The organism is Paenibacillus sp. JNUCC 35 (assembly GCF_058269095.1).
Genome location: NZ_CM177771.1, coordinates 4,227,986 through 4,253,473, shown reverse-complemented (window position 1 = coordinate 4,253,473; position 25,488 = coordinate 4,227,986). Strand labels below are relative to the sequence as shown.

Genomic DNA, 25,488 nt, shown 5'->3' with positions numbered 1-25,488 from the left:
AAGCCGCCTTATGATTGAACACGAAACGGAGTGAACATGATGACCATCGATTGGGGAACGGTCTTGCAGGGATCGCTGGAGCAAGGGCTGTTTTACGCGATTATGGCACTCGGCGTTTACATTACCTTCCGCATCCTGGATTTTCCGGACTTGACCGTAGACGGAAGCTTTACGACGGGGGCGTCCATCGCGGCGGTAATGATTACGCACGGGGTGTCGCCTCTGCTCGCCACATTGGCCGCATTCGCGGGGGGAGCGGTTGCCGGTCTTATCACCGGACTGCTGCATACAAAAGGCAAAATTAATGCCCTTCTTTCGGGGATTCTTATGATGATCGCGCTGTATTCGATCAATCTGAGAATTATGGGCAAGGCAACGATTTCGTTGTTCGGAAGCGAAGTTCTGCTTGACAAGAAATTAATATTGTATATCATGCCGATCGTCGTGGTTGCCATCAAGCTGGCGCTGGATTGGTTTCTTCATACGGAGCTTGGTCTTGCGCTGCGGGCTACGGGCGACAACAAACGGATGATCCGCAGCTTCGGGGTCAACACCGATAACACGATTATTCTCGGGGTTTCCCTTTCGAACGGGCTGGTAGCGTTGTCCGGCGCGCTGCTCGCCCAGTATTCGGGATTTGCGGACATGCAGATGGGCGTTGGCATGATCGTTGTCGGCCTGGCTTCCGTCATTATCGGGGAAGCGCTGTTCGGGGCCAAAACGATCATCCGGGCCACGCTTGCCGTGCTGCTCGGCGCCATCATCTACCGGTTCGTCGTGGCGATTGCGCTGCAGGTCGGTCTGGAATCGACGGACATGAAGCTGATGACGGCACTTATCGTCATCATCGCGTTAACGCTGCCGAAAATCCAGGGTTCATTGAAGCAGAAGGCGGTTATCCGCAAACGGAAAGCAGAGCTGGCGGAGAAGAGCGGAGGTGTGGAACATGCTTCACATTGATCGCGCATCGAAAATATTCAATCCGGCCACTCCGGATGAGAAGGTCGCTCTTTCGAACATTCAGCTGCATCTCGCTCCCGGCGATTTCGTCACGGTCATCGGCAGCAACGGAGCCGGAAAATCCACCCTCATGAACGTCATTTCCGGCGTCATGCAGCCCGATTACGGCGTCGTCCGGATCGAGGGCAAAGACATCACGTCGCTCTCCGAGCACAAGCGGAGCCGCTGGATCGGCCGTGTTTTCCAGGACCCGATGGCGGGCACGGCACCGACCATGTCTATCCAGGAAAACCTTGCCATGGCGCATGCCCGTGCGGGCAAAAGAGGCTTCGGTCTCGGTGTGACCAAGCAGAGGAAACTCGCGTTCAAGGAACATCTGGAGCGGCTCGGCATCGGCTTGGAAAATCGGCTGAACGCCAAGGTCGGCCTTCTCTCCGGAGGGGAGCGCCAGGCGCTTAGCCTGCTGATGGCGACCTTCACGCAGCCGAATATTCTTCTGCTGGATGAGCACACGGCAGCTCTTGATCCGTCGCGTGCGGAGCTCATTACCCGGCTGACGAAGCAGATCGTGGAGGAGTCCAAGCTCACGACGCTGATGGTGACGCACAACATGGAGCAGGCCATCCGGCTCGGCAACCGGCTGATCATGATGGACAAAGGCCGGATCATACTCGACATCCCGGCGGCATCGAAACAGGATCTGACCGTGGAGAAACTGCTCCGGGAATTCGAAAAAATCCGCGGCGAGAAGTTCGTCGACGACCGGGTGGTACTGGGCTGAACGTCAAGGAAAGCGTGTCTGCTTCCGGACAACGGAGCGGGCAAGCTTTCTTTTTTTACGGACAAACAGAACGGGATTTCCTTTATTTCTTCTAGGGATAAGGGGAAATGTCGGAAAGTGGAGTTTTCCGCTCCCACAATTCCGAACGTTTATGCTATAATGATCTACAATTATTCATTTGCAAGCATAGGGAGTGAACAGGGTTGTCTTTAATTGTGATGAAATTCGGCGGCAGCTCCGTTGGCGATGCCGAACGGATGAAACGCGTGGCCAAGCGGATCGTGGACCGCAAAAGAGAAGGACACCGCTGTGTCGTGGTCGTTTCCGCGATGGGCGACACGACGGACGATCTCATCGATTTGTCCAAACAGTTGTATGACGGCGCACCGCCGGCAAGAGAAATGGATATGCTGCTGACTACGGGAGAGCAGGTTTCGGTCTCGCTTTTATCGATGGCGATCCAAAATATGGGCGAACCCGCCGTTTCCTACACCGGCTGGCAGAGCGGCATGATCACGGAAGACCTGCACGGCAAAGCCCGTATCACCGACATTCAGCCGCACAGGATTCACACGGCGCTTGAGAAAGACAACGTCGTGATCGTGGCAGGCTTCCAGGGCATGACCGAAGACGGCGAAATCACGACGCTCGGACGCGGCGGATCCGATACGACCGCTGTAGCACTGGCCGCGGCGATTCATGCCGATCTATGCGAAATTTACACAGACGTAGACGGGATCTACACAACCGACCCCCGTGTTGTCAAAAATGCGCGAAAATTGAAAGAAATCTCGTATGACGAGATGCTGGAGCTTGCCAATCTGGGAGCTGCGGTCCTGCACCCCCGTGCAGTGGAATATGCCAAAAATTACAATGTGGCGCTTGTCGTTCGTTCGAGTTTCACTCAAAACGAAGGCACGTATGTCAAGGAGGAAGCGGAGATGGAACAAGGAATTGTCGTAAGAGGCATCGCCTACGATAAAAATATCGCAAGAATCAGCATTCTGGGCGTACCGGACAAACCGGGCCAGCTGGCCAAAGTATTTACATCCCTGGCGGCGCAGCAGATTGACGTGGATATTATCGTACAAAGCGGCGTGTTAAACGGCCTGGCCGATTTCTCCTTCTCCGTCTCGCTTTCCGACCGCGACAAGGCGCTTCAGACCATCGAAGGCATCCGTGGCGAGATCGGATTCCGCGAAGTGACTTCCGAAGGCGATCTCGTTAAAATCTCGATCGTCGGCGCAGGTATGGTCAGCACACCGGGAGTGGCGGCCAAAATGTTCGACGAGCTCTCGAAAATCGGCGTCAGCATCAATATGGTGTCCACGTCGGAAATCAAAATTTCCTGCGTGATCGAGGGCAAGCTGCTGGCGGAAGCCGTGCAAGCTCTCCACACGGCTTACGGGCTTGACGCCCAGGAGCAGGTATTCGTGGGCGGCCCGGAGGACAGACGTTAATTCGTCGTTCCGGTCGGGTTAGTCGTCCCGCAACCGCGACCTTATAAGCTGAAGCATGAGAATAACCAAAATAAAACCGGCCTCGGAAGGCCGGCAAGGCGCTGAACTGTCTGAAGACAGTTCGGCGCTTTTTTATTTACAGGCTGTAAAAATCCGGACGTTCGGAACTCAGGAGATTCGATCCGCGACGAACGTGAATATTTTCAGCAAAACGGCTGTAATGCCTGCCGCCATCAAGGGCCCGACGGGAATCCCCCGCATAAAAATGATGCCGAAAATAGAGCCGATCACGAGCCCGACGATCAGTTGCGGATCGATTTTCAATAAATCGAGCCCTTTGCCGTTCATGTAAGTGGCGATGGCGCCGCCGGACAGAGCGAGAATGCCGGGCCAAGTCGTAAATACCGTCAAGATATCTTTATACGAAATCCTTTCGCTCGCGAAAGGGACCAGCACGCCCATCGTCAAAAACAGCAGCCCGAGCTCCAGCCCTCTTCGTTCAATGGCGGGCAGATAGCGGTCCAGACTGATCAGTTTGACGACGAGCAGGACACAAGCCGCCGTTGTAATGATGGGGGAGCGTCCGATCAGGCCGACAATGATCAGAATTACGAGAAGCAAATCTCCGTTCATGAGAAAACCCCTTGTACCAGTCTCTCTTTATTGTATGAGCGGGGACAAGTTTTAGAACGAAGCGGCTCTTGCAGGCCTGCAGAACCCTCTCCCTGTTCAGCGGGGAAGATGCTCCCTGGCCGGCGTCCAGGGAACGAGGACGTCGTCTTTCAGCAGGGGGACGATATCCGAGACATTCACGCGGGCGGCGAAGGCGATGTCCGCTTCACAGCCGATGGAAGCCAGCCTGCGCCCGCTGTCGCAGGCCGCCAGCGGCGCGGCGGGATCGTCCGCATGCCGCTCGTAGCAGGCCGCAAGGCTGCGGCCGAGATCGCAGACGTCGGCGGCGCTCCCGCAGAGCCTCTGCAGCGCGGAGACGATGAGTCCGGCGCAGAGGCCGTCCTCGAAGCAGAACGCGCCGGCCGTTCCCGCGCACAGAAGCGCGATGTCGCGCTTCCACCCGTCGGCGGCCCTGGCGCACGCCTCGCCGTTCAGCAGGGCGGCGGCCACGATTTTATCCGCCGGAGCCGCCTTCTGCAGCGCCCGTGTGCCGTTGGTCGTGGTCAGCACGACCCGGCGGCCGCCAACGGCTTCGGGCGTGTACTCCAGCGGCGAGTTGCCGAGGTCGAAGCCGGGAATGCGCCGGCAGCGGCGTTCCCCGCCGAGCACATCCCGCTTGCCGCGCAGCATGACCGCCTGCTGGACGGACTCGGCGGCAAGGACCCCGGCGCTGCCGCTTTCCAGCGCGGCAACGATCGTGGTCGTCGCCCGGAGCACGTCGATGACGATAGCGGTCCGTCCGGCCAGCAGTTCGCTGCGCACTTCGCTCAGGGAAGGGATGACGTCAATCCGCATGGACTTTGGCGCCTTCTTCCCGGGCGCTCTTTCTGAGCCTTTCTCCGAAGTGAAGCGTATCGGAACGCAGGCCGCGGCGCAGCGCCTCCAGGGCGATCACATCGGCCGGAGCGACGTTGCCCAGGTGAACGTCCGGACCCAGCAGCTCCAGCAGGTGAATCTGCTGGTTTTTGAGCGGAGCCTCCCAGAGAAGAATATCGGGGCTGGGGACCGAGCGGAGCACACCGTTCAGCTCTTCGTCTTTACAGGCGCCGTTCTCGTCGAAGATACCGACTCCCATCCCCGATTCCCGGGCTTCGATCGTAACGAGCTCCGCGCCCATTCCCACATCCCCGGTTACCGTAGCGACCAGCGCCTCCGCTTCTACCGAAGACCCCCAGCATTTTTTGCCGTACTCCGTGATCACCTTAAGCCCGGCCTCGATTCCCCGGACGATCAGCTCGCTGCGGAGACTGCGGTCCAGCTCAATCGTTCCGTCCGATATTTCGACACAGGTGAAGCCCAAAGCCGCGACGGTGTCGAAATAAGACGAAATAAGTCCTTCTTGAACCGCCACCTCCAAAAATGTGCCTCCGGGATAGACGTCGATCCCCAAGGCCTTCGCCCGTTCGATCTTGTGCCGGAGCAGCTCCCGCGGATAGAGCGGGGAAGTGCCGAAGCCCAGCTTTATATAGTCCACATGTTCTCCTGCGGCCTGCAGCAAATCGTCGTAAGCGTTCAGGCCGAGGCCTTTATCCATCACCATCGTTTTCCCGAGTGCCCGGGGTTTGCTCTGACGGCACCCTGTCGGATCGGCGAGAGTCGGATGCCACTTTTTGCAAGAAGACTCTTCCATAACGTCCTCACCTCAGTACTTTCCGGTGGAGTAAATTTCGTAGTCATCTTATGCGGGCGCTTCTGGGTAGGTGCCGCGTATGCCTAAAATCAGACAGGCCCGCATATGGTGAATCGAATAGCTGCAAAAAAAGGAGAGGTGACGGCTGTGATTAACAAAATCGTGCTCAGCATGGCGTCTTTGCGTCTGCTGTCGGGATCGCTGGAAATTATTGCGGCGCTGCTGATGATCCGTTTTAACCAGATTGAAAAAGCGCTCCTCGTTAATACGGGTCTAGCCATGGCGGGACCGCTGATTCTTCTGGCGACGACTACTATCGGACTGGTCGGCATTGCGGAGAAACTTTCCTTCGGTAAAATGCTTTGGGTCGTGGCCGGCGTCAGCTGCATTTTTATCGGCATTCTCAAAAAGTAAACCGACATATTCACCGCACCGGGACATACATATAAAGACAAAGGACAAGACAATTCCGGAGGTGAGGCTGTGCTTGCGTCCGTATTCGCCCATCTGCCCGCTTCCATACGCGGGATACTGGAATCGCTGCCGGCGCACCTGCGTTCGGGGCTGGAAGAAATCCGGATCCGTCAGGACCGTCCCCTTGAGATCGTATTTGACCGGCGCTGCGCGTTCGTTACGCGTGAAGGGCTGACGGACGCCGACGCCTCGCGGGCGTACAGGCCGTCCCGTGAAGAGTGCAAAAGTCTGCTCGAACTGTTGACCCGCCACTCCTTCTATTCTTTCGAGGAGGAACTGAAGCGCGGCTTTATCACGATTCCGGGAGGTCACCGGGTAGGGCTGGCGGGGCGGGTCGTCCTCGAAGGGGGAAGCGTCAAACATATCCGCGATGTCAGCTCGTTTAACATCCGGATCGCGAGGGAACTCCCCGGAGCCGGTAAACCGGTCCTGCCTCATCTCCTTGACCGGGAGGCGGACACGATTCACCATACGCTCCTGATTTCGCCTCCCCAGCTGGGAAAAACGACGCTGATCCGCGATCTGGCGCGGATGATCAGCAGCGGCGAAACCCCGCTTCCGGCAGCCGGCGGTCCCGGAGCGGGGCCTTGCGGCAACCCGGGCGGCGGGCCGAGCTTGCCGGGCGGACCGGGCGGCATCCGGACCTCGTCAACCGGTGCCGGTCTCGAAGCCGGGAGCCTGGAGCCCGCCCGCAGGCCGGACGCGCCGGATCGTCCGCGGGGGCGCGCCGGCTGGAAAGTCGGCATCGTCGACGAGCGCTCCGAAATCGCCGCTTCCGAGCGGGGGGTGCCGCGCTTCGACCTCGGGCCGCGCACCGATGTGCTGGACGCCTGCCCGAAAGCGGAGGGCATGATGATGATGATCCGCTCGATGTCCCCCGAGGTGCTGATCGTGGATGAGATCGGGCGTCATGAAGACGCCGAGGCTATCCGCGAGGCCCTTCATGCGGGCATCCGGATCATCGCCACGGCTCACGGACGGGATCTGGGCGATGTGAAGCGCAGACCGGCCCTGCGGGAACTGCTCGAAAGCGGCGTTTTCGGCCGCTACGTGATTCTCGGCCGCTCGGCCGCGGGCGGGCGCCTCGTGCAAGTGCTGGACGGGGACGGCCGCCAGCTTGCCGTCTTCGGCGCTTACGGTACTCCGGCCGAAGAGAAGCCAAGCGGCTGGGAGACTTTATTTTCAACCGGCGGAAGGGGATGAAGTGATGTGGGTCAAACTTGCGGGAGCCACGCTCGTGCTCGGAGCCGGGGCGGGCTTCGGATTCGCCAAAGCGAGAAGGTACCGGAGACGGCCGCAGCAGATCCGGGAAGTGATCCAGGCGCTCCAGCGGCTGGAGACGGAAATCGTCTACGGCTCGACGCCGCTGCCCGACGCGATCGCCACGCTGAGCGAGCAGACGCGGGCGCCTTTGGCGGGCGTGTTCCGCGAGGTGGCGGACCGCCTGTCGGAGCCGCAAGACGACACGCTGAGCGCCATCTGGCGCGACGCTGTGCAGCACGGCTGGCGGAACTCCGCGATGAAACCGGCCGAGCTGCAGGTCGTCCTCCGGCTCGGGCAGACGCTCGGGGCCAGCGACCGTACCGATCAGGCCAAGCATTTGCGCCTGTCGGTTCTCCAGCTCCAGGCCGAAGAGACGACGGCTGCGGAAGAGCAGAAGCGATACGAAGCGATGTGGAAGAGCCTAGGCGTCCTGGTGGGAGCACTGATCGTTATTTTGATGTATTAAAGTGGGGTGCCGAACATGAACGTAGATGTAAACGCCATTTTCCAGATCGCCGGGATCGGGATTATTATCGCCATGATCCACACGGTGTTGAAGCAGATGGGGAAGGAAGACATGGCCCATTGGGTAACCGTCATCGGTTTCGTCGTCGTGCTGTTTATGGTGGTGAGGCTGCTCGATAATTTGTTCCAGGAAATCAAAACCATCTTTTTGTTCCAGTAGGGGGGATGACGTGGAGATTATTCAAATCGTCGGACTCGGCCTGGTCGCCACCGTCCTCATCCTCATTATCAAGGAACAGAAGCCGATGTTCGCTTTCCTGCTGGCGGCGTTTACGGGCATCCTGATTTTTCTTTTTCTGATCGGCAAAATCGCTTCGGTCATTGAAGTGCTCCATAATCTGGCGCAGCAGTCCGGCGTCAATATGGTGTTTTTGAAAACGATCCTCAAAATCATCGGCATCGCGTACATAGCGGAATTCGGGGCGCAGATCGTAAGGGATGCCGGGCAGGAATCAATCGCTTCGAAAATCGAGCTTTCCGGCAAAATTCTCATTATGGTCATGGCCATTCCGATCATCACCGTCATTATCGAAACCGTGATTAAACTGTTTCCGGCCACCTGATCAACCGGACAAGCGTGTGCCGGAGGCGGACCGGATAGGGAGTGGAGAGCATTGGCGCAGCAGCTGTCGCACCGGACGTGGACAACCCTCGTCTTATTCGTCGCACTATTTCTGGGCTTCCTCAGCCACACGGGGGCGCAAAATCTAAACCCCGCCAACCCGATCGATACACTTGTAAAAGAGCAGACGAACCAGCTTGACACGGAGTCCGTCGAGAAATTCTGGGACAAGCTGATGAAAGAATACCGGGGCTATTTTCCCGATAACCGGCCTCCGAGCTTTTCCGATCTGATCACCGGGGCCAAAACGTTCGATTTCTCCAACCTGTGGAAAGGGGCGCTGAAATACCTGTTTCACGAGATTGTGGTCAACGGGAAGCTTCTCGTGTCGATTGTGATTCTGACCGTGTTCAGCATGCTGCTGGAGACGCTGCAGACCTCGTTTGAACGCAACAATGTCAGCAAGGTCGCCTTCGTCGTGTCTTATCTCGTGCTGCTTATCATAGCCGTGAACAGTTTTCAGGTGGCCATCGAATACGCCAACGGCGCGATCTCGTCCATGATCCAGTTTATGATCGCCCTTATGCCTCTTCTGCTGTCTCTGCTCGCTTCATCGGGGGGGATCACGTCGGTGGCGATTTTGCATCCCCTGATCGTGTTCATGATCCATACCATCGGTACGGTGATCTACGTATTCGTGTTTCCGCTGCTGTTCTTCTCGGCCGTTCTTCATATCGTCAGTTCCATGACGGACAAGTATAAAGTAACCCAACTGGCGAAGCTTCTCCAGAAAATCGCCATCGGCACACTTGGGGTATTCGTGACCGTGTTTCTGGGCGTCATTTCCGTGCAGGGGAGCATGGGAGCCGTAACCGACGGCGTGACGCTGCGGACCGCCAAATATATTGCGGGCAATTTTATCCCGATCGTGGGCAGGCTGTTCTCGGACGCGACGGAGACCGTGCTGGGAGCCTCGCTGCTTGTGAAGAATGCGGTCGGCCTGACCGGGGTTGTCATCGTGATTCTGCTGTGCGCGTTCCCGGCGATCAAAATTTTGGTGCTGGCTCTGATCTATCACATTTGTGCGGCGGTCATGCAGCCTCTGGGCGACAGCCCCATCATCGCCTGCTTGTCTACGATCGGCAAGAGCATGGTGTATGTGTTCGCCGCCTTATCGGCCGTAGGCCTCATGTTCTTCCTGGCCCTGACGATTATGATAACGGCCGGGAATATCGCCGTGATGGTGCGCTAGGCTGGTATGACCCGCAAGTTTCCGTCAAAAAAATTGGTATATCCCGAGATGCGAACGAATATATACAAGCATAGGCGAACAAGCTCAAACAACCTGGAGCGGCCGGATGGGGGCTTGCTCGCCTAAGAAGGAGGCTTGCTCGCCTAAGAAGGAGGCTTGCCCCGTGGATTGGCTAGGCGGTTGGCTTAAGACGGTCGTCGCCCTGATTCTGCTCGCCACGTTTATCGAGCTGATGCTCCCGACGAACAAGATGCAGCGGTATGTCCGGACGGCGATGAGCCTGTTCATCCTGCTGACGCTTCTTTCGCCCGTGCTGCAGTTGACGCGCAAAAGCTGGGACCCGGCAAAGCTTCTCGCCGAGGCTCAGCTGGGACAGCAGCTTGGGGGCGGCGGCGCGGCAGGCGGACGTCAGACACCCGCAGGGGCCGGTCCTTCCGGCCAGCCGGCATCGCTGCAGGCAGTCATGGAGCAGGCGGACCGGCTCCAGGCGGGCAGCCGGGAACAAGCGGTCCGCCTGCTGGAAGAGAAGCTTGCCGCCGAGATGAGGCAGACGCTGCAGAAGGAAACGCCTTATCCCATCCGGGATCTCCGGGTGAAGACGGCAGTGGACGGGCAGGGCGCCGCATCGGTGGCAAGCGTCGAGCTGACGCTGGACGAAGCGGAATCTCCGGCTGCGGAACCGGACGCCTACGGCAGCTCCCTCGCGGGTGGAGCCGGAGGCTCCGGCATGACGCCGGTCGCGCCCATCGCGCCCGTAGACGTCCGCATCGGCGGCACAAGCGGTCCGGGCGGCAGAGCCGTTCCCGCCCAGACCGGAGAGCAGCCGAACCCGGCGCAGCGGGAAGCGGAGCGGAAGCTCGCCAAGGCGGCGGAGCTTGGCTGGAAGGTTGACCCGTCTCACATTTCAGTGCAATGGACGAAGGAACAGTCGAAGCTTTAAAAAAACCAGAAGAAGCGGCAGGGAGCGATGGTGAGGTGAGCGGATGGGCTTTTGGAAGCAGTGGAGGAGTAAATGGTTCGGGACAGGCGAGGACGGCAAACGTTCCAATTCCTTTCTTTGGATTGTACTGCTCGGTCTGGTCGGTGCCGCCTTGATGATTTTAAGCTCGTTTCTCAATTTCAAAGAAGTGGAGCCTGCCGGCGACAGCCGGGCGTCTCCTTCGACCCAGCCGGGCAAAGAGACGTTTATGGGCGGAGCGGCCAAGGACAAGACGCCTTTCCGGGAATACGAGGAAGCTTACGAATCCCGACTCCGCGATATTCTCCGTAAAGTAGTCGGCGTAGGAGACGTGGAAGTGTTGATTACGATCGAATCTACGGAAGAAATCGTCGTGGAGAAGGATTCGAAGGAAAATCAGCAGCTGACGACGGAAAAAGATATCAATGGCGCCAACCGGAATATTTCCCAGGTTACGAAGGAAGGCAAAGTTGTGCTCTATCAGGTGTCGGGCGATCAGCAGCCCCTTGTCGTCAAGACGATCAAACCCAAAGTAAGCGGCGTACTTGTAGTCGCCAAAGGGGCCGAAGATCTGACCGTCAAGAAAATGATGATCGAAGCCGTCGCCCGGGGCATCGACGTTCCGGTTCACCGGATTTCCATTCTCCCGAGGAAAACGGCCGAATAGCGGGGAGCTTGCAAGGAGGACTCCGCATTCCGGCATAAATGTAAAGCGGCTTTACAGCCATCCCATTACTTATTAATCCGTTAGGAGGAATTATTCCATGAATGCCAAAAGACAAACAATATGGCTCGTTTCCATGCTGAGCCTGATGGTCGTACTGTCCGCTTATTACCTGTTTACCGAGGATGTCAGCAAGGTGGACGTCGCTTCCACGGCTCCAAAAGCGGACGAAGTCAAAATCGATCTCAGCCAGGTGTCGCCGGAACAGGCCGTCGCCGAAGCGGGTAAAGCTTCCGCAGACAAAGCGGCCGGTGCGAAGGCGGGCGATACGAAGACGACAGCGGATGCCAAAACCGATGCCAAAACCGACACGAAAACCGATGCGAAAGCGGAGGCCAAGGCAGGCGACGCCAAGGCGCAGGACTCCAAAACAGGCGCAACCGCCTCGAAGGACGGCAAAGATGCGGCCGCCGCTCCGGCTTCGGCGGAAGCCAAAGTCAGCCAGCAGACGCAGGCCAGCAGCAAATCCGGCCGTGACTACCTGACGAAGCTTCAGCTCGACCGCCAGGACGCCCTCTCCAAGAAGACCGAAGAGCTGCTGACGCTCATCACCGATAAAAATCAGTCCTCCGATGCGGTGGGCAAAGCACAGCAGGAGCTTCAGCAGATCGAAGACACGAACACGCGCGTGACGAATGTGGAGGATGTTCTCTCCAAAGACTATCCGAATGCGGTTCTGACCCAGGACGGAAGCAAGTGGAAAGTGACCGTACAATCGGATAAGCTCGAGAAAAGCCAAGCGGTTTCCATTGTGGAAACGGTGATGAAAGAACTGAAGGTCGGACCCGAAATTTCGGTCCAGTACGTGAAATAAACGGCCTTAAGAAAAGCCCTCTCGGCCGCATAAACCGCATATTAATCACGAGTGGAAAGAGTCCGGATAAACTGGACTCTTTCCATTTCTTGCGGTTGTGATATAATACATACGTCGTATTACGGCATCGGTTCACCATTTTTGAAGGAGTGACATGGATGTTCAAGCTGAGCGAAATTAAAGAATTAATGAAACTAATGGACCAGACGTCCCTGCAGGAACTCGAAATTGAAAACGAGGGTGCGCGTTTGACGATACGCAAACCTAACAAAACCGAGTCCGTAGTCGTTACGGCGGCTCCCGTGCAGCAAGCGTACGCGCCGGTCATTGCTCAAGCGGTACCCGGAAGCGCTCCCGCACAAGTGGCAGCAGAAGCTCCGAAAGCGGATGAACAGAAGGAATCGGATTCTACCTTACATAAAATCGTATCGCCTATGGTAGGCACATTCTACCAGGCTTCCTCTCCGGGATCTGCCCCGTTTGTTTCGAAAGGTTCTAACGTGAACGAGAAATCGGTCGTCTGCATTGTGGAAGCCATGAAGCTGATGAATGAGATCGAAGCGGAAGTAAAAGGCGAAATCGTTGAAATTCTGGTCGAGAACGGCCAACTTGTCGAGTACGGCCAGCCTCTGTTCTTGGTGAAGCCGGAGTAATTGAACGGAGGGAACAAAATGGGTTTTCAGAAAGTCTTAATTGCAAACCGCGGTGAAATTGCCGTGCGGATTATTCGCGCCTGCCGTGAACTTGGCATTCAGACGATTGCCGTCTATTCGGAAGCGGACCGGGACGCTCTTCACGTCCGTCTTGCCGACGAAGCGTACTGCATCGGACCTACGCCTTCCAAAGACAGCTATTTGAATTTTACAAATATCATGAGCGTGGCCACGCTCACGGATACGGACGCCATTCACCCGGGTTACGGGTTTTTGGCGGAGAATGCGGATTTCGCGGAGATCTGCGAAAGCTGCAACATTACGTTTATCGGCCCTTCCCCGGAAGCCATTACCAAAATGGGGGACAAGGCGGTCGCGAAGCAGACGATGAAGGAAGCGGGCGTTCCCGTTATTCCCGGCTCCGACGGACTGATCGAAGACCTCGACGAAGCCATTTCTCTCGGCCGTGACATCGGCTATCCGCTTATTATCAAAGCGACCGCCGGCGGCGGAGGCAAAGGCATCCGGATCGCCGAGAGCGAGGATATGCTGATCCAGCATATCATGACGGCCCAGCAGGAGGCTCAGCTGAACTTCGGCAACTCCGGCGTTTACCTGGAGAAGTACCTCACGGGCATGAAGCACGTCGAAATTCAGATCATTGCGGACAAGCATGGCAACGCGGTCCATCTGGGCGAACGCGACTGCTCGGTGCAGCGCCGCCGCCAGAAGCTCGTCGAAGAAGCGCCTTGCCCGACCTTGACGCCGGAAATTCGTCAGGCGATGGGGGAAGCGGCCGTTCGTGCAGCGAAGGCCGTCAACTACTCCGGCGCGGGTACGCTCGAATTTTTGCTCGGACCGGAAGGGAACTTCTATTTCATGGAAATGAATACCCGTATCCAGGTCGAACATCCGGTCACCGAATACGTAACGGGCGTCGACCTGATCAAGGAAATGATCCGCGCCGCCGAAGGCAACCCGCTTCCGTTTACGCAGGAAGATATTCAGATCAACGGCTGGTCGATCGAATGCCGGATTAACGCGGAAGACCCCGAGCGCAACTTTATGCCGTCGCCGGGACGCATTAACTTCTACCTGCCTCCGGGCGGTATAGGCGTCCGCGTGGACAGTGCGGCTTACCCGGGTTATGTGATTCCTCCGCATTACGATTCCATGATCGCCAAGCTGATCGTATGGGGAGCGACCCGCGAGGAAGCCGTGAACCGGATGAAGCGGGCTTTGGCCGAGTTTGAAGTCGATGGCATCCATACGACGATTCCTTTTCATTTGAAGCTTTTGAATCATCGCAAATTCCTGAGCGGAGATTTCGATATTAAATTCCTGGAAGAGCACGACGTGAACGACCCGGAATCCTAAGCGGGATTCGTTGTCATAAAAATTCCGGAATGGTATAGTATTAAATTAGTGGGCTTATCCCAAACGTGCAGGAGGTGTGCATAGGATGACGATGATTGCAGCGGATTATGAGAAGACAGATATGGGCACCATTCAGATCGCTCCGGAAGTCATAGAAGTGATTGCGGGACTCGCTACCGTCGAGGTTGAAGGCGTGGCCGGCATGAGCGGAGGATTTGTCAACGGCATTACCGAGCTTCTCGGACGCAAAAACTTTGCCAAAGGCATCAAGGTGAACGTCGGTCAACGCGAGGCGGCGATCGATGTGTCGATCGTGATGGAATTCGGACACCGGATTCCCGAAGTGGCCGGCAAGATCCAGCAGAATGTGAAATTGGCAATCGAATCGATGACAGGGCTGAGTGTCGTGGAAGTAAACGTTCACATTCACGACGTCCAATTCAAGACGGCTGAGAAGCCGGTTGAAGAGGATTCAGCCGCACTGCGCGTAAAATAATAAATAGCAGCGGCTACACATTGACCCCCAACCGCTAAGGACGGGGGTTCCTCACTTATTTCGGAAGGAGCCATTTGCTGTGGTCAAACTATTGGACAGACTCCTGTTATTTCTATTCAGCCTCGCGATCATGTTCCTATCCGCCATCGCCGTACTCGCAGCTTTTCAGCTCATTCCGATGAGATCGACCGATTATTTTCTCCAGGATGTATTTGACAGCGGTTTTACCTTATCCAAGGCATGGGTGATCGGTGCCGGAATCGTCATTTTTCTGATCAGCATCCGCTTTTTTTACATATCCGTCCGCAGAAGCCGTACGCAAGCGCCGTCTATCGACCAGCGCAGTGAATACGGGGATATCCGGATTTCGGTGGAAACGGTGGAGAATCTGTCGTTGAAAGCGGCCGGAAGAAGCCGCGGCGTTCGCGATCTGCGTGCCCGTGTGAAGGTGAGTGAAGCGGGACTTGAGATCGGCATCCGTACCGTAGTGGACGGGGAAACCTCCATTCCGGAACTTACGGAGGAAATACAGTCCGCGATCAAGAATCACGTGGAAGAGATTACGGGAATCCCGGTCTCCGGCGTATCCGTCTATGTGGCGAATATCGTGCAGAATACCCCAACGTTTAAAAGCCGGGTAGAATAGAGGTGGGTCCTCTCATGTGGAGAAAATTGTGGCAGGAGCACCCCGGAACGATAACCGGCGGAGGAGCCGGACTTGTTCTGGGCCTGGTCTATCTGTTTTTCGGCTTCTGGGATATGCTGATCTTTGCATTTATCGTGTTCCTGGGGTATTATATCGGCAAAAAAGTAGATCGGGGAGAGGAACTTTTGCTCCCGTTCCAGAACCTTTGGCAATTTCTTACGCAAAAATGGAGAATGTTTCGCTGAAATCCTGGGTTCATCCTTGGATTTTTTTGTTTGGGTTGGATTTAAAATGACGTATACTAGACGTAGACGAACGAACTAGCGGTTTAAGATGTGGGAGGCATACAATGAGGCGTAGAGTAGCCAGAGAAATAGCTTTGCAGAGCTTGTATCAGATCGATATGAACGGGGTTTCGGCGGCGGAAGCGGTGAACGTTGCCGTACATGAAGCGGAGAACGATAACGAGGCCCAGGTAGATCATAAGGAAAAAATTATGCCGGAGTATATCCGTGAACTCGTGGACGGCACGTTAAGCAACCGGGACCGGATCGACCAGCTTCTGGCCGGTTACCTGAAAGGCTGGAAAATGGACAGGCTGTCCCGCGTAGACCGTGAAGTGCTGCGTCTGGCCGCATTCGAAATGCTGTTTCAGGAAGATGTCCCGCCAAAGGTCGTCGTTAACGAGGCCATCGATCTGGCGAAGCATTTCGGTACGGACGATTCCGGTAAATTCGTGAATGGCGTACTCGGCAAAATGATCAAAGACGTAGATGCGCTGAGGGAAAATATCCGCAGCGGCAAAGAGTAATGAAACGGGCGCACGGTTGCCGGGACTTCTGAGGAGTCGTCCGGGCAGCTTTGCGCTATCTGCTTATAGCGGGCTACAATAGGAAAACAACACGCACAACAGGAAAACAAAGAAAACCATTAACGGATAACTAGGGAGGAGAACCGTCATGGCAGCAGAAGTGATTAACGGCAAAGAAATCGTCCGTTCCATCCGGGAAGAAATCAAGCAGGAAGTCGAGGAACTTTCCACCCGGGGTACGACACCCGGACTCGTGGTGATTATCGTAGGCGATGACCAGGCTTCCCATGTCTATGTCAATAACAAGGAAAAAGCTTGCGCCCAGGTGGGCATCCAGTCTCATGTGCATCGTCTTCCGGCAGATACTTCCCAGGAGGAGCTTGTCAAGCTGATCCATGAGTATAACCGGAATCCGGAGTTCCACGGTATTCTTGTACAGTCTCCGCTTCCCGGCCACATCAACGAGGAGCAGGTTGTGGACGAGATAACTCCGGAGAAAGACGTGGATTGTTTCCACCCGGTTAACGTGGGCAACCTGATGATCGGCAAAGAAGGCATGCTTCCTTGTACGCCGGCCGGCGTCATGGAAGTTTTGAAAAAAATCGGCGTATCCCCGGCAGGCAAACACGCCGTCGTCGTCGGAAGAAGCAACATCGTCGGCAAACCGATGGCGATGCTGCTGCTCCGCGAGCACGCTACGGTTACGATCTGCCACTCGCGCACGCCGAATCTTCAGGATATTACACGCCAGGCCGACATTCTGGTTGCGGCGGTAGGCAAAGCCGGCGTGATCGAGGACCGGCACGTGAAACCGGGTGCGGTCGTGATCGACGTCGGAATGAACCGCAACGCCGAAGGCAAGCTGTGCGGAGATGTCGACTTCGACGCCGTCAAAGAAATCGCGGGTTACATCACACCGGTTCCGGGATGTGTAGGTCCGATGACCATTACGATGCTGCTCAAGAATACGCTGAGCTCGGCCCGCCGCGCGTCCAATACGGGTACAGAAGCGGGCGTGTAACGCATGAGCGAGCGCGCCGTATTATCTATTAAGGATCTCAACCGCTATATCAAAATGAAGCTGGAAGGCGACAACCGCCTCCAGGACGTTTGGGTGCGCGGGGAGATTTCCAACTTTACGCATCATTCCAGCGGTCATATGTATTTTACGCTTAAAGATAAAGACAGCCGCCTCAAAAGCATTATGTTCGCGTCGTACAACCAGCGGCTTCCTTTCCGTCCGAAGGAAGGTACGATGGTGATCGCCCGGGGGAACGTTTCCGTCTACGAACGGGACGGGCAGTACCAGTTCTACGTGACGCAGATGCAGCCCGACGGAATCGGCGGCTTGTACCTCGCGTTCGAGCAGCTTAAGCAGAAGCTCGATAGCGAGGGCTTGTTCCGCACCGAGCGGAAGAAGCCGATTCCCCGGATGCCCAAAGCCGTCGGCGTGATCACTTCGCCGACGGGGGCCGCCGTCCGGGACATCATCATCACCCTGCAGCGCCGGTTCCCGAATGTGCCGATTCTGCTGCATCCGGTACTGGTGCAGGGCGCTCAGGCAGCCCCGTCCATCGTCCGCGCGATCGAGACGATGAACAGCCTCGGTGAAGTCGACGTGCTGATCGTCGGCCGTGGAGGGGGATCGCTGGAGGAGCTGTGGGCGTTCAACGAAGAAATCGTTGCCCGCAGCATCTTCGCCTCCGCGATCCCCGTCATCTCGGCCGTCGGCCACGAGACCGACTTCACCATCGCGGACTTCGTCGCCGATCTCAGGGCGGCGACGCCTACGGCTGCGGCAGAGCTGGCGGTGCCTCACCATCTGGAGCTGAAGCAGCAGATGGCTCATCTCGGCCAGCGCCTGCACCGCGGCCTGCTGCAGCAGCTGCAGCGCCGTCAGGACCGGCTGGAGCGGCTCCGCCGCTCGCCTTACCTGACGAATCCGCACCGGCAGCTTCTGCAGCATCCGGCCCAGCGGCTGGACCGGCTGGGCGAGCAGCTTTCTTTCCGCATGCGTCAGCTTGTCGGCCGGGCCGGCGACCGCCGCATGCGTCTGGAGCGCACCCTGTCGGGCTTCAACCCGCAGGAGCAGGTACGCTACGCCCGCAAGCGCGTCGAAGGCGCGGAGCGGGCGCTTACGCTGGCGATGCAGGGCGTCGCCAGGGGACGCAGGCAGCAGCTCGTATCCACGCTGCGCCACCTGGATGCGTTGAGCCCGCTTAAAGTGATGCAGCGCGGGTACAGCCTGGTTTACGACGAGAAAGAAAAACGCGTATTAAATTCGATCGAGCAGGTTCAGATCGGCGACATGGTCCGAGTTCAGTTGACCGACGGACGGCTCGATTGCCACGTCTGGGCGATGGAGGAGAAAACAAATGGGGAACGAAAGTAAGCTGCAGGAAGAAACCGCCATCAGCTTCGAGGAAGCGATGGACAAGCTGGAAGGAATCGTTGCGAAGCTGGAGAGCGGGGATGTCCCTCTCGAGCAGGCGATCGAGCTGTACCAGGAGGGCATGAAGCTGTCTCACCTGTGCGGGCAGAAGCTTGAAACGGTGGAGAAGAAGATCGAAATGCTCGTGGAAAGCGAAGCCGGCCTCTCGAAGAAGCCGTTCGGAGCCAATATGATCGAGGATAAAGGGGAATCCCGTTGAACACAGACATGAACATCCAAGAATATATCGCTTCTTATGCGAAAGAAATCGAGGGAGAGCTTCAGGAGCTGTTCCCCCGGCTTTGGGACATTCCGGATGTGCTGCGGCAGTCCGCCCAGTATTCGATCGACGCGGGAGGCAAGCGGCTTAGGCCGATTCTCGTACTTGCGGCGGCGGAAGCGCTGGGAGGACGCAAGGAAGCCGCTATGCCGGTAGCCTGCGCCATTGAAATGGTGCATACGTACTCCCTGGTCCACGATGATTTACCTGCCATGGATAATGATGACTACCGGAGGGGCAAACTAACCAACCATAAAGTTTACGGGGAAGCCATGGCCATCCTTGCGGGAGACGCTCTGTTGACGCAGGCGTTTTACAGCGCTTCACAGGCGCGCCGGCACGGTGTTCCGGCCGAACAGGTTCTGAACATCGTCGAGGAACTCGCCGAATATTCCGGAGCCCGGGGAATGGTGGGCGGGCAAGTGGCCGATATGAAGGGCGAGCAGGGCATTACGGAGCTTAGCGGCCTGGAATATATCCATCAGCACAAAACGAGCGATCTTATCATCTTCTCTCTCCGCGCGGGCGGACGGATTGCGGGCGCGGACGACAAGCAGCTTGAAGCGCTTACGGACTTCGGCCGTTCGATCGGGCTGGCGTTTCAGATCCAGGACGATATTCTGGATGTGACCGGCACGCAGGAGAAGCTGGGCAAAGCCGTCGGCAGCGACGAGAAGCAGCAGAAGGTGACGTATCCCTTTTTCATCGGGCTGGAGGAATCGGAGCGGCGGGTCGCGCTGCTGACGGACGAAGCCAAAACGGCCATCGCAGGCGGGGTTCTGCCGAAACCGCAAAGGCTGCTGGAGCTGGCCGATTACCTGATGAAGCGTGACCGTTGAAATTATGGTATAATGGTGAAATCAAATACACGAACAAATGAACGTATTTCATAAATTTTGCTAATTTTCACCTTTGGAAAGCGAGGAAATTAATGTGCTGCTCGATCATATTAACCAGCCAGAGGATTTAAAGAGGTTGTCTACGTCGGAACTTGAACAGCTGGCAGGGGAAATTCGGCAATTTCTCGTTGAAAAGCTGTCTGCTTCCGGTGGGCACCTCTCCTCCAATCTGGGCATAGTGGAGCTGACCATCGCGCTGCATACGCTGTACGACAGCCCCCGTGACAAATTTATTTTCGACGTGGGGCATCAGGCGTACGTGCACAAAATTTTAACCGGGCGTAAAGACCGTTTCGATACCCTGCGCAAGTATAAGGGGATGTGCGGCTTCATCAAGCGGGCGGAAAGCGACCACGATGTATGGGAAGCGGGACACAGCAGCACCTCGCTATCGGCGGCGATGGGGATGGCCATGGCCCGGGATCTGAAAGGCGAAGACTTCCGTGTTTTTGCCGTGATCGGCGACGGAGCCATGACGGGCGGTATGGCGCTTGAAGCGATGAACCATATCGGCCACGAGAAGAAGAATCTGACCGTTATTCTGAACGACAATGAAATGTCCATTGCTCCGAACGTGGGCGCGATCCACAATTATTTGAGCAAGATCCGGTCCGACAAGCACTACCGCAAAGCGAAAGAAGAAGTCGAAAGTCTCCTTAAGAAAATCCCGGCTATCGGAGGGACTCTGGCCAAGACGGCGGAGAAAGTTAAGGATAGCCTGAAATATTTGCTTGTTTCCGGTGTCTGGTTCGAGGAACTTGGTTTCAATTACATCGGTCCGGTTGACGGCCATAATCTGCCTCTGCTGCTTGAAACGTTGAAGCAGTCCGAGAAAGTGGAGGGCCCCGTGCTCATCCACGTCATTACGACCAAGGGCAAAGGGTACTCTCCCGCCGAGATGGATTCCCACAAATGGCATGGAGCCAGCCCGTACAAGATTGAGTCCGGCCAGTTTCTTAAAGCCGTGGGCAATCCCATGTATACCGAAGTGTTCGGTAATACCCTTATTGAGCTTGCCGAGAAAGACGAGCGCGTAGTGGCAGTCACGCCGGCCATGCCGGGAGGATCGGGGCTGATGAAATTCGCCGCCCGCTTCCCCCAGCGTATGATTGATGTAGGTATCGCCGAACAGCATGCCGCTACATTATGTGCAGGCATGGCGGCGGAGGGGTTGAAACCGGTATTTGCGGTTTACTCGACTTTCCTCCAGCGTGCCTACGACCAGGTCGTGCATGATATTTGCCGTCCCAAGCTGAATGTCATGTTTGCCATTGACCGCGCGGGCTTTGTAGGACCCGACGGGGAAACGCACCAGGGTGTATACGATATCACCTTCCTGCGCAGCCTGCCGAATATGGTGCTTATGATGCCTAAAGACGAGAATGAGCTCCGCCGCATGATGCGGACGGGGATTGACTATAACGAGGGGCCGATCGCCGTCCGTTATGCCCGCATCAACGGGCTCGGCGTCCCGATGGATGAGAATCCGCAGCCGATTCCGATCGGCACCTGGGAGACGCTGACCGAAGGAGATACGATGGCGGTTCTGGCCGTCGGCCCGATGAACCAGGTCGCTCTGGAAGCCGTGGATATGCTGAGAAAAGAAGGCATTAATCTGCGCGTTATCAACGCCCGGTTTATCAAACCGCTGGATGAGGCCATGCTTCTCCAGCTTGCCAAAGAGCATATGCCGATCATCACTATGGAAGAAGGATCGGAACAAGGCGGCTTCGGCAGCGCGGTGCTCGAATTTTACGCGAAACAGGGCATCGAAGGGGTGCGTGTCCGCACGATGGGCGTGCCGGATTACTTTGTGGAACACGGTTCCATCAAAGAACAGCGCCAGGAAGTCGGCTTGACCGCCGAACACCTGATTACGCAGGTGCACACGCTGCTGCCGCGCAAACGCCAGCGTTCCGCCGGGCTCAATGCCTAACACCGCGCGAGGAACCCGGCGGTCAGGGCTTGGCGTCACATGACAAGGTCAACCACGGGAACCAACTGCACGTGCCGGCGGCAGCCGGCACACAAGACGAACGATAACAGGAGCTTATGGAATGGCGACAGATAAAGAACGAATTGATGTACTGCTCGTCGAACAAGGCTATTTTGAAAGCAGGGAAAAAGCCAAGGCCGCCATTATGGCTGGCCTTGTTTTTGCTGATGAGGAGCCTGTCGATAAGGCGGGAATGAAAATTAGCCGCGCGGCCGCTTTAAAAGTAAAGGGTGCGGTGCATCCTTACGTAAGCCGCGGAGGTTTGAAATTGGAAAAAGCGCTGAAACAATTTAACATCGACGTAAAAAACGCGGTTATGCTCGATATCGGGGCTTCTACCGGCGGCTTTACCGACTGCGCGCTTCAGAACGGAGCCTGCTATGTATACGCGATCGATGTAGGCTATAACCAGCTCGACTGGTCGCTTCGTCAGGATGAGCGTGTCCAGGTTATGGAACGCACGAATTTCCGTTACTTGACGCCGGAGGAACTGACCGGTCCGCCCCCGTCTTTTTCCACGATCGATGTTTCTTTCATTTCCCTGAAAATAATTCTGCCTCCGCTGAAAACGATGTTGGGTGTAAAAGGGGAGACGGTTGCCCTCATCAAGCCTCAATTCGAAGCGGGACGCGAGAAAGTCGGCAAATCCGGGGTGATCCGGGATTCCGAAGTGCATAAGGACGTATTGGAAAGTGTCCTCGGATTCGCGAAGGAGATCGGTTTTTACTTAAAAGGGCTTACGTTTTCCCCGATTACCGGCGGCGAAGGAAACATTGAATTCCTTGCGTATTGGACCTGCAACCCCGAAGATCCGGAAAAGCTGGAAGAACCTCTTCAATCCCTGATCGACCGTGTCGTTCCGGAGGCCAAGGCCATGTTCGCCAAACCGGAAACCCGGTATTGATGGTAGTGCGGTTTTAACGAAAGCAGGGCTTTCCGCAAGTAAACACAGGAAAACACTTGGAAAAAGACGTCACAGCCAAAAGGAATCCCCGCCTCGCTTAGCGAATAGGTACGTCGAGGTGATCCGGTATGCAGCACGGGGATACGCTTATCCTAATTTTGCTCTTAGGACTTCTCGCAGCATGGGCCGGCATAAGTTTCCGAAAGTGGCTGTATGAGCCTTACGCTGATTCCTTCCAACCCATCCGCATTACGGACTATAACGAAGTTCCGGAAGACGATGAAGTCGTCGAACTTCTGATCGGTGCCGGGTTTGACGTGGTGGGCGGGAAAACCAAAATCCCGATTTCGATGACCCTGAATCAGAAGGAAGAGCTGTACAGCCGCCTGTTTATCGACTATTTTGCTGAAAAAGAGGACAATCTGTATCTCGTCAAGGTGGCGCGCGAACGCAAGCCGCTCGAGATGACAGGAAGCGCTATCCGCGACATGCTGCTGGTGTACTCGCTCCTCGTGCCGGAAGCGGCCGGAGTGCTGTACGTGGACATGAACGGACGCAAGATCAAACAAATTACGTTTCACATTGAGGTGTTCGAATGAAAGGGCAACGCCACGTTAAAATCCGGGAAATCATTACGGGCCATGAGATCGAAACTCAGGACGAGCTGGTTGAATCGCTGCGCACCGCGGGTTTCAACGTGACTCAGGCAACGGTTTCCAGGGACATCAAAGAACTGCATCTGATCAAGGTCCCGCTTGATGACGGAAGATACAAATATTCGATGCCGGCTGATCAGCGCTACAATCCGATGCAGCGGCTCAAACGGGCGCTAAGCGATCATTTTATCAACATCGATTTTACCGAAAATCTGGTTGTCATGAAGTGTATGCCCGGAACGGCAAATACGATCTGCGCCTTGATCGATAATTTGGAATGGAATGAAATCATGGGGACGATTTGCGGGGATGACACGATTCTGATCATCTGCCGGACGAAGGACGTCAGCCAGAAAGTCGTGAATCAGATTATGTCGCTGATCTGACTCGGTCATGCAGCGAATTCAGGGGAGGACCTATGCTCACAGAACTGTCTATCCGCAATTTGGCGGTTATCGAATACGTTCACATCGGATTTAAATCCGGCTTTCATGTTCTGACGGGTGAGACCGGCGCCGGTAAATCCATCATTATCGACGCGCTGAGCTTGATTGTCGGCGGCCGGGGTTCCTCCGAATTGGTCCGCTACGGGAGCGAGAAGGCCGAGATCGAGGCTGTTTTCGAAATCGGCGAAGGACACCCCGTATGGACGACGCTCGCCCAGCTCGGTATCGAGGCCGCGGGGGAGGAGCAGCTGCTTATCCGCCGCGAAGTCACGGCAAGCGGCAAAAGCTCCAGCCGGATCAACGGTCAGCTCGTCAATTTGACGATGCTGCGCGAAGTCGGCGGCTGGCTCGTGAATATTCACGGCCAGCATGAGCATCAGTCTCTTCTCAAATCGGACGAACACATCCACTGGCTGGATGCTTACGGAGATAAAGAGGTGGGTCCCAACCTGGCGGCATACCGCGAATCGTACGACCGTTACACGAAGCTCCGCAAAGAGCTGAAGGCGCTCCAGGAAACGAGCAAGCAGTCCCTGCAGATGATCGACCTGTACCGCTTCCAGGTGGACGAAATCGCCACGGCTTCCTTGAAGGAGGGCGAAGACGTCACGCTGGCGGAGGAGAAAAGCAAGCTGGCGAACGCCGAGAAGCTGTATTCGAGCGTGGCAGGCTCCTACGATACGCTGTATGGCGCGAGCAGCGGGCTGGACGCCATAGGCAAGTCCATCGCCCGCATCCAGGACGTGGCGGCCATCGACAGCGCGGGAATCGCTCCTCTGCTGGAGCAGATGCAAAGCGCGTTTTACCAGCTTGAAGATGCCGCTTACCAGCTCAGGGATTACCGCGACGATATTGAATTCAATCCGGAGCGGCTGGACGAAATCGAGCTCCGCCTCGATTTGATCGCTTCGCTGCGCCGTAAATACGGCGATACGATTGCGGAGATTCTGGCGTACAGCGAGAAAGTCAGCGGAGAACTCGCCACGATCGAGAACAAGGACGAGATTATCCAGAAGCTGCAGGAAAAGCTCGACCGTGAAATCGTCCAGCTCACGAAAGCGGCCCGGAAGCTGTCCGATTCCCGCAAAAAAATCGCGGACCGTCTGGCCGGCGAAATCGAAACGGAACTCCGCGACCTGCATATGGAGCGCACGCAGTTCCGAGTCCAGGTGTCGCATACGCCGGTTCCTGCGGGCGGCGGAGGGCTGGAGATCGGCGACGAGCCCGTTAAATTCACCCGGGACGGAATCGATCTTGTCGAGTTCCTGATGGCGCCGAACCCCGGAGAGCCGCTCCGCGGACTCAGCAAAATCGCTTCGGGCGGTGAGCTGTCCCGGATCATGCTCGCCATGAAGAGCATTTTCGCCCGGCTGGATCAGATCCCCGTGCTCGTCTTCGACGAGGTGGATACGGGTGTCAGCGGACGCGCGGCTCAGGCGATTGCGGAGAAGCTTTCGCTGCTTTCGCGCAGCTGCCAGGTCTTTAGCATTACGCATTTACCGCAGGTGGCATGCATGGCCGACGTACATTTTTACATTCATAAAGAAGTACAGGGGGAACGCACGTTTACCCGCGTGACCGATCTTGACCGCCGCGGACGTATCGAAGAGCTTGCTCGGATGCTCGGAGGCGTCGAAGTGACGGAAACGACCCTGCATCATGCTCAAGAAATGCTTGCTTTGGCAGACGAAAAAAAGTCAAGGAACTAACTGAGGCCTCTAGAAGCATTTGCAGTTATAAAACGAATGGAGGGAGGTTACCTTAAGGGTACGCATTTGACGAGGGTTCGTCAGGGCAAGAAAGCAGAAGGAGGGTGTC

Annotated in this window: 30 protein-coding genes; 27 read left to right on the top strand and 3 right to left on the bottom strand. The window is 56.4% G+C overall.

From position 1 onward, the window contains the following. Nucleotides 1-36 precede the first annotated feature (36 nt). The 3 genes from AC2TF6_RS19170 to AC2TF6_RS19160 all read left to right on the top strand — a co-directional run bounded on the left by AC2TF6_RS19170 (nucleotide 37) and on the right by AC2TF6_RS19160 (nucleotide 3,201). A complete protein-coding gene (locus AC2TF6_RS19170) occupies nucleotides 37-960 on the top strand; it encodes an ABC transporter permease (RefSeq protein ID WP_491308071.1) in 924 nt (307 codons plus the stop codon). Then, entirely contained in the window at nucleotides 947-1,741 is a 795-nt protein-coding gene (locus AC2TF6_RS19165) for an ABC transporter ATP-binding protein (RefSeq protein ID WP_491308070.1), read from the top strand. Before AC2TF6_RS19170 ends, AC2TF6_RS19165 begins: the two co-directional genes overlap by 14 nt. A 203-nt stretch (nucleotides 1,742-1,944) precedes the next feature. Continuing rightward, a complete protein-coding gene (locus AC2TF6_RS19160; protein WP_491308069.1) occupies nucleotides 1,945-3,201 on the top strand; it encodes an aspartate kinase in 1,257 nt (418 codons plus the stop codon). Nucleotides 3,202-3,369: 168 nt separating this feature from the next. On the opposite strand, the gene AC2TF6_RS19155 is transcribed toward AC2TF6_RS19160, so the two are convergent. From AC2TF6_RS19155 to comA, 3 genes are all read right to left on the bottom strand, one after another. Then, the gene (locus tag AC2TF6_RS19155) at nucleotides 3,370-3,834 is read right to left on the bottom strand and encodes a DUF441 domain-containing protein (protein ID WP_009674889.1); all 465 of its coding nucleotides are present in this window, start codon (nucleotides 3,832-3,834) and stop codon (nucleotides 3,370-3,372) included. 96 nt (nucleotides 3,835-3,930) lie between these two features. Then, nucleotides 3,931-4,668 carry a 2-phosphosulfolactate phosphatase gene (locus AC2TF6_RS19150; RefSeq protein WP_491308068.1) on the bottom strand — a complete coding sequence of 246 codons (738 nt, stop codon included), beginning with the start codon at nucleotides 4,666-4,668 and terminating at the stop codon, nucleotides 3,931-3,933. Beyond that, the gene (comA, locus tag AC2TF6_RS19145) at nucleotides 4,658-5,503 is read right to left on the bottom strand and encodes a phosphosulfolactate synthase (protein WP_491308067.1); all 846 of its coding nucleotides are present in this window, start codon (nucleotides 5,501-5,503) and stop codon (nucleotides 4,658-4,660) included. Before comA ends, AC2TF6_RS19150 begins: the two co-directional genes overlap by 11 nt. A 147-nt stretch (nucleotides 5,504-5,650) precedes the next feature. Between comA and AC2TF6_RS19140 the strand changes: the two genes are divergently transcribed. The 24 genes from AC2TF6_RS19140 (at nucleotide 5,651) to recN (ending at nucleotide 25,379) form a co-directional block, all read left to right on the top strand. Further along, nucleotides 5,651-5,917 (top strand): YqhV family protein, encoded by a 267-nt coding sequence (locus tag AC2TF6_RS19140; protein ID WP_009674897.1) that lies wholly within the window; start codon nucleotides 5,651-5,653, stop codon nucleotides 5,915-5,917. A 69-nt stretch (nucleotides 5,918-5,986) separates the two neighbouring features. Beyond that, on the top strand, nucleotides 5,987-7,180 hold the full coding sequence (locus AC2TF6_RS19135) for a stage III sporulation protein AA (protein WP_491308066.1): 1,194 nt from the start codon (nucleotides 5,987-5,989) through the stop codon (nucleotides 7,178-7,180). A gap of 4 nt (nucleotides 7,181-7,184) precedes the next feature. Further along, nucleotides 7,185-7,706 carry a stage III sporulation protein SpoIIIAB gene (gene spoIIIAB / locus AC2TF6_RS19130; protein WP_491308065.1) on the top strand — a complete coding sequence of 174 codons (522 nt, stop codon included), beginning with the start codon at nucleotides 7,185-7,187 and terminating at the stop codon, nucleotides 7,704-7,706. 15 nt (nucleotides 7,707-7,721) lie between these two features. After that, nucleotides 7,722-7,925 (top strand): stage III sporulation protein AC, encoded by a 204-nt coding sequence (gene spoIIIAC, locus AC2TF6_RS19125; RefSeq protein ID WP_009674926.1) that lies wholly within the window; start codon nucleotides 7,722-7,724, stop codon nucleotides 7,923-7,925. 10 nt (nucleotides 7,926-7,935) lie between these two features. Then, nucleotides 7,936-8,328, top strand: coding sequence for a stage III sporulation protein AD (spoIIIAD, locus tag AC2TF6_RS19120; RefSeq protein ID WP_326056325.1), 393 nt, complete (start codon nucleotides 7,936-7,938; stop codon nucleotides 8,326-8,328). A gap of 51 nt (nucleotides 8,329-8,379) precedes the next feature. After that, nucleotides 8,380-9,579, top strand: a complete 1,200-nt coding sequence (gene spoIIIAE / locus AC2TF6_RS19115) for a stage III sporulation protein AE (protein WP_491308064.1) — start codon at nucleotides 8,380-8,382, stop codon at nucleotides 9,577-9,579. A gap of 163 nt (nucleotides 9,580-9,742) precedes the next feature. Then, a complete protein-coding gene (locus AC2TF6_RS19110) occupies nucleotides 9,743-10,519 on the top strand; it encodes a stage III sporulation protein AF (RefSeq protein WP_491308063.1) in 777 nt (258 codons plus the stop codon). Between the two features lie 43 nt (nucleotides 10,520-10,562). Further along, nucleotides 10,563-11,204 carry a stage III sporulation protein AG gene (gene spoIIIAG, locus AC2TF6_RS19105; RefSeq protein ID WP_491308062.1) on the top strand — a complete coding sequence of 214 codons (642 nt, stop codon included), beginning with the start codon at nucleotides 10,563-10,565 and terminating at the stop codon, nucleotides 11,202-11,204. A gap of 97 nt (nucleotides 11,205-11,301) precedes the next feature. Then, nucleotides 11,302-12,075, top strand: coding sequence for a SpoIIIAH-like family protein (locus AC2TF6_RS19100; protein ID WP_491308061.1), 774 nt, complete (start codon nucleotides 11,302-11,304; stop codon nucleotides 12,073-12,075). A 158-nt stretch (nucleotides 12,076-12,233) separates the two neighbouring features. Continuing rightward, entirely contained in the window at nucleotides 12,234-12,728 is a 495-nt protein-coding gene (gene accB, locus AC2TF6_RS19095; RefSeq protein WP_491308060.1) for an acetyl-CoA carboxylase biotin carboxyl carrier protein, read from the top strand. An 18-nt stretch (nucleotides 12,729-12,746) separates the two neighbouring features. After that, a complete protein-coding gene (accC, locus tag AC2TF6_RS19090) occupies nucleotides 12,747-14,105 on the top strand; it encodes an acetyl-CoA carboxylase biotin carboxylase subunit (RefSeq protein ID WP_491308059.1) in 1,359 nt (452 codons plus the stop codon). A gap of 85 nt (nucleotides 14,106-14,190) precedes the next feature. After that, nucleotides 14,191-14,601 (top strand): Asp23/Gls24 family envelope stress response protein, encoded by a 411-nt coding sequence (locus tag AC2TF6_RS19085; RefSeq protein ID WP_009674927.1) that lies wholly within the window; start codon nucleotides 14,191-14,193, stop codon nucleotides 14,599-14,601. Nucleotides 14,602-14,680: 79 nt separating this feature from the next. Further along, entirely contained in the window at nucleotides 14,681-15,247 is a 567-nt protein-coding gene (gene amaP, locus AC2TF6_RS19080; RefSeq protein ID WP_009674929.1) for an alkaline shock response membrane anchor protein AmaP, read from the top strand. 14 nt (nucleotides 15,248-15,261) lie between these two features. Further along, nucleotides 15,262-15,492 carry a DUF2273 domain-containing protein gene (locus AC2TF6_RS19075; RefSeq protein ID WP_491308058.1) on the top strand — a complete coding sequence of 77 codons (231 nt, stop codon included), beginning with the start codon at nucleotides 15,262-15,264 and terminating at the stop codon, nucleotides 15,490-15,492. 104 nt (nucleotides 15,493-15,596) lie between these two features. Then, nucleotides 15,597-16,058, top strand: a complete 462-nt coding sequence (gene nusB / locus AC2TF6_RS19070; protein ID WP_218229763.1) for a transcription antitermination factor NusB — start codon at nucleotides 15,597-15,599, stop codon at nucleotides 16,056-16,058. A 148-nt stretch (nucleotides 16,059-16,206) separates the two neighbouring features. Beyond that, a complete protein-coding gene (gene folD, locus AC2TF6_RS19065; RefSeq protein WP_009674917.1) occupies nucleotides 16,207-17,079 on the top strand; it encodes a bifunctional methylenetetrahydrofolate dehydrogenase/methenyltetrahydrofolate cyclohydrolase FolD in 873 nt (290 codons plus the stop codon). 3 nt (nucleotides 17,080-17,082) lie between these two features. Continuing rightward, nucleotides 17,083-18,450 carry an exodeoxyribonuclease VII large subunit gene (gene xseA, locus AC2TF6_RS19060; RefSeq protein WP_491308057.1) on the top strand — a complete coding sequence of 456 codons (1,368 nt, stop codon included), beginning with the start codon at nucleotides 17,083-17,085 and terminating at the stop codon, nucleotides 18,448-18,450. Continuing rightward, nucleotides 18,434-18,709 carry an exodeoxyribonuclease VII small subunit gene (gene xseB, locus AC2TF6_RS19055; RefSeq protein WP_009674928.1) on the top strand — a complete coding sequence of 92 codons (276 nt, stop codon included), beginning with the start codon at nucleotides 18,434-18,436 and terminating at the stop codon, nucleotides 18,707-18,709. The genes xseA and xseB overlap by 17 nt, the downstream gene beginning before the upstream one ends. Before the next feature lie 8 nt (nucleotides 18,710-18,717). After that, entirely contained in the window at nucleotides 18,718-19,608 is an 891-nt protein-coding gene (locus tag AC2TF6_RS19050; RefSeq protein WP_491311688.1) for a polyprenyl synthetase family protein, read from the top strand. Nucleotides 19,609-19,702: 94 nt separating this feature from the next. Continuing rightward, nucleotides 19,703-21,604, top strand: coding sequence for a 1-deoxy-D-xylulose-5-phosphate synthase (dxs, locus tag AC2TF6_RS19045; protein ID WP_491308056.1), 1,902 nt, complete (start codon nucleotides 19,703-19,705; stop codon nucleotides 21,602-21,604). A 121-nt stretch (nucleotides 21,605-21,725) separates the two neighbouring features. Further along, entirely contained in the window at nucleotides 21,726-22,568 is an 843-nt protein-coding gene (locus AC2TF6_RS19040) for a TlyA family RNA methyltransferase (RefSeq protein ID WP_491308055.1), read from the top strand. Nucleotides 22,569-22,696: 128 nt separating this feature from the next. Beyond that, on the top strand, nucleotides 22,697-23,167 hold the full coding sequence (locus tag AC2TF6_RS19035; protein ID WP_326056718.1) for a hypothetical protein: 471 nt from the start codon (nucleotides 22,697-22,699) through the stop codon (nucleotides 23,165-23,167). Beyond that, nucleotides 23,164-23,610, top strand: coding sequence for a transcriptional regulator AhrC/ArgR (ahrC, locus tag AC2TF6_RS19030; protein WP_009674923.1), 447 nt, complete (start codon nucleotides 23,164-23,166; stop codon nucleotides 23,608-23,610). Before AC2TF6_RS19035 ends, ahrC begins: the two co-directional genes overlap by 4 nt. Before the next feature lie 32 nt (nucleotides 23,611-23,642). Beyond that, nucleotides 23,643-25,379 (top strand): DNA repair protein RecN, encoded by a 1,737-nt coding sequence (recN, locus tag AC2TF6_RS19025; RefSeq protein ID WP_491308054.1) that lies wholly within the window; start codon nucleotides 23,643-23,645, stop codon nucleotides 25,377-25,379. The last annotated feature ends 109 nt before the right edge of the window (nucleotides 25,380-25,488 follow it).